The sequence below is a fragment of the Hydrogenispora ethanolica genome (genome assembly GCF_004340685.1).
GTDB lineage: Bacteria > Bacillota > UBA4882 > UBA8346 > UBA8346 > Hydrogenispora > Hydrogenispora ethanolica.
In genome coordinates this window covers 1-3,718 of sequence record NZ_SLUN01000074.1, presented here as the reverse complement: position 1 = coordinate 3,718, position 3,718 = coordinate 1, and the positions used below count along the sequence as shown (strand labels likewise).

The 3,718-nt window shown below is 42.6% G+C and carries 2 protein-coding genes and 1 pseudogene; 1 reads left to right on the top strand and 2 read right to left on the bottom strand.

From position 1 onward, the window contains the following. Positions 1 to 139 precede the first annotated feature (139 nt). Positions 140 to 1,357, bottom strand: coding sequence for an N-acetylglucosamine-6-phosphate deacetylase (gene nagA, locus EDC14_RS26280; protein WP_132018349.1), 1,218 nt, complete (start codon positions 1,355 to 1,357; stop codon positions 140 to 142). A 61-nt stretch (positions 1,358 to 1,418) separates the two neighbouring features. After that, positions 1,419 to 2,627 (bottom strand): ROK family protein, encoded by a 1,209-nt coding sequence (locus EDC14_RS26275; protein ID WP_165908348.1) that lies wholly within the window; start codon positions 2,625 to 2,627, stop codon positions 1,419 to 1,421. 205 nt (positions 2,628 to 2,832) lie between these two features. Here EDC14_RS26275 and EDC14_RS27870 point away from each other — a divergent pair. Further along, positions 2,833 to 3,057: pseudogene (locus EDC14_RS27870) on the top strand (integrase core domain-containing protein); the annotation flags it as partial. Between the last annotated feature and the right edge of the window lie 661 nt (positions 3,058 to 3,718).

Here is a 3,718-nt window from a genome sequence, read left to right as displayed (position 1 = left end):
TTGTTCTTTTATCGCTGTTTTCCTTGGATCTATTATACCACAAATAGCTCTTAAACTTAGTATTATCAAGGCTTTTTTCTCTGTTCAGCGAACCCCAATTAATCATGATGCTGAACCAATTTAAAAAATCCATACTTCCTCAATCGTTTTGGTAAACAATCTCCCCTTCCGCCATGGTTAAATGGATATCCACATTTTCATCAAAAACGGTAATATCCGCCTTCATTCCTTCCGCTATCGCCCCCCGTTCGTGGTCGATCCCTTGCATCCGGGCAGGATTGCAAGTAACCAATTTAACAGCATCCACGATGTTTAATCCAACGTGTTTTACCATGTTTCTTACTAATTGGTCCATGGTCGCGACACTACTGGCAAAAGCGCTTCGGTCAGCCAATTTCGCCACGTAGTTCCGTTCCTGAGTGGAGATTTCAAATACTTCCGGAATCGCGGACTCAATGAGGACATCCAGTCCACCCAATTCATACCTGCCCGGACCTAGACCGGCCGCTTTCATGGAGTCGGTAACCAGGCAAACTTTGTCGATCCCCTTGGTTTTAAGAACCAGTTTCATTAAACTTGGAGGTAAATGATGTCCATCCGCAATCATCTCGGTGGTCAACTCATCCAAAACCAGTACGGATTCGACAACTCCGGCCACCCGGTAGGCATCCACCCTTTTTATCGTGGACATTCCGGAGAAAATATGCGTCGCATGGGTGTAACCATGTTCGATGGCCTGCAGGACCTCTTGATAACTGGCATTTGAATGAGCAATCGACGCGACAATGCCCCGCCTTTTTAGTTCCTGCCCCAGTTCCAGCGCCCCATCCAACTCAGGAGCGGCCGAAACTCTGATAATAAAGGGATATTTATCAAATAACGGCAGATAATCTTCGGGCTTGGGATTAATAATATATAATGGATTTTGAGCACCTTTTTGCTCTAAACTGAAATACGGACCTTCCAAATGGGCTCCCAAAATCTTGGCGCCATGGATATCCATGCGCATGGCCCGCCCGATACAATCAACCGCTTTTACAATGTCCGGCAAGGGTCCGGATAAAGTCGTCGGTAAAAACGAAGTCACCCCGCCTTTTACCACGCCTTGGGCCATTCTTAACAAATCAGCGGTTGTAGCGCCCATAACATCGCCGCCCCAGGCGCCATGAAGGTGCAAATCAATAAAGCCCGGGCTGATAAAGGCTCCGCCAACGTCGATCAATCGTGAACCTTCAGGGATGGTTACTTTATCCATCGCGCCAAATTCTTTAATGTGATCATTCTCAATTAGCACCGCACCCCTGTCAATCCTGCGGAAAGGTGTAATAATTTTACCATTGAGTAAAACCGTAAACATCCAAATCTCCTTCCTAATGCGTCACAATTTTTTCACTCAATCGATCCCCCCATCGCCATGGTCAAATATCTGATTCGGCAGTCAAAAGCCCCATATTGAATACTTTCTCTAAAACCAAGGCATAAACACCCATCAATGGTGGATCTTCCTGCATTGTAGAACTGATGATCTGGACGGAATCAAACATTTCGGGCATCGTGTTTTCTCTGGCCGTGTTTTTTACAATGTCCAATAATAAGTCCCCGGCCCGGCCGAGTTCTCCCCCGAGGATCACCATTCCCGTATTGAAAATGCTGATGAGATTCGCGACTTTCATGCCAATCACCATACCGGTTTCATTGATAATCTTTTTTATCTCCGGAATATCCACGAGTGGAGCCAAAAATAGATCGCCGATCGTAAGTCGGTTCTTTGACAATTGGCAACTTTCAAAAACTTCATCCGGAATATTACTCTTTACTCTATCTAAAACGGCTCTGGAACCGCATACATCTTCGAAGCATCGGATTTGTCCATTGATGAAGGTCTCGGTTTTCCCTACTTCACCCGCATAACCCTTGGCGCCACCAAAAACTTCATTATTGATAATAATGCCTGCCCCAATGCCGACCGACAGATTAAGATAAATTAAATTGGGACAGCTTTTCCCGCTCCCATACACTTTCTCGCCCAAAGCCGCCGCGTTAGAAAGATTTTCGATATGAACAGGAATGTTTTTCAGACATTCCGAAAGCATATTTCCAAATGGAACATTATGCCATGCCAAATTCGATGACAGTTCCACCAGCCCTAGCGCAGGATTGACTAACCCCGGCGAGGCAATTCCGCAATAAAGGATCTTGGCACGCGAAATTCCGACATCCTCCAATAAAGACTCCAATGAAGCCTCAATCGACAGAACCACGTCCTCCGGATTGGCGGTATTTAATTTCTGATGCCGGCTTTCAAGAATATTGCTGGTCAAATCTAAAATCGCTGTGACAAGCTCTCCCTGTTGGATTCTTACCGCGAAAATATATCCCGCACGGGAATTCAGTTCCAGCATAACCGGTCTTCTGCCGCCACTCGATTCCCCCCATCCAATCTCAGTGACGATTTCATTTTTCAGAAACTCGTTAACGATAACCGTCACCGTGGGAGGCGTCAAACCGACTTTTTCAGAAACTTCATACCGGGCAATTGGCCCATATTTGCGAATGGTATTCAATACGAGAATCCGGTTTAAAATTTTTAAATCCCTGCTATTGCTAGCAGCTCCAAGCTTTTTCATAACTACTCCATTTATCCAACTTAGTTTTTTCATCTAAAAAAGTATTCGATGTGATTAAATTTTTTCCTGCTAAACTTTTTAAATCTTTAAAAACTGATTAATAAAGTTTTAAAAGAACTATGTAGGCCTTCCTCAAAAAAGTCACAAATCATTGCAAACATAGGGAAGAAGCTTTAAAAACGGCAGGATAAAATATGGAATTACTTGCTCAATGAATCGTAAGGGCAACTACTGGGACAACGCCCCAACGGAAAGTTTCTTTAGTACGCAAAAAACAGAGTGTATTCGAGATAAAATTTATCTTGCTAGAATCCTAGCTAAACGTGAAGTCTTTGAATTTATCGAGATTGATTACAACCAAAATCGTCTTCATTCTTCGATTGGCTATTTTACTCCAAAAAACTTTGAAAACCGTAGAAAAAGTGCTTAATCTTGTGTCTATTTTTAGGGAGAAGTTCACTTTCCAACAGTCTTTCTAAAACTTATTTTGATGGATCTATACAATATTCTTCTCTCTGCATTCCCTTTATTAATAAAGTGGCCTTCCAAAGCCTTTATTCATTAAAACAAAAGATAATGAAAATCAAGCCTGCTGTAATTTACTTCCATATAAATGAAATAATCAGCCCTATAGCTACAAATACTCCGCTGGAGATAATTGGAACATGTTTTTGCCGCTAAAAAACGTAAAGGCTATTGGAAGCTGCAGATTATAAAAATGATCTGTGATGGTTGCACCTATTAATCGCTAATAATTCCGACCATATCTTCCAACCTAATGCTTTGAATGCCTAATACCATACCCTGGCCTGCTTGAGCCATGGTATCGGTTGGCGCCAAGGTTCCGGTTGCTGATAACCAAGCATTGCCTAACTCATAAGCTATGTTAAACTTGGGAAGGATATATCCGCTATACTATACTTACATGATCTTATAAAGAACAATCTTAATAATGATTGTTGATCCCATTGCCAAAGAGCATATCCGTCAGCTTTCCTGTTTCCGCCAAACTAAAAGGACAAGAAGCTGACGGAATTGCCTGACCGGGAATAACCAGATATAATGACCGTAACAACAAGAAAAGGAAAGAC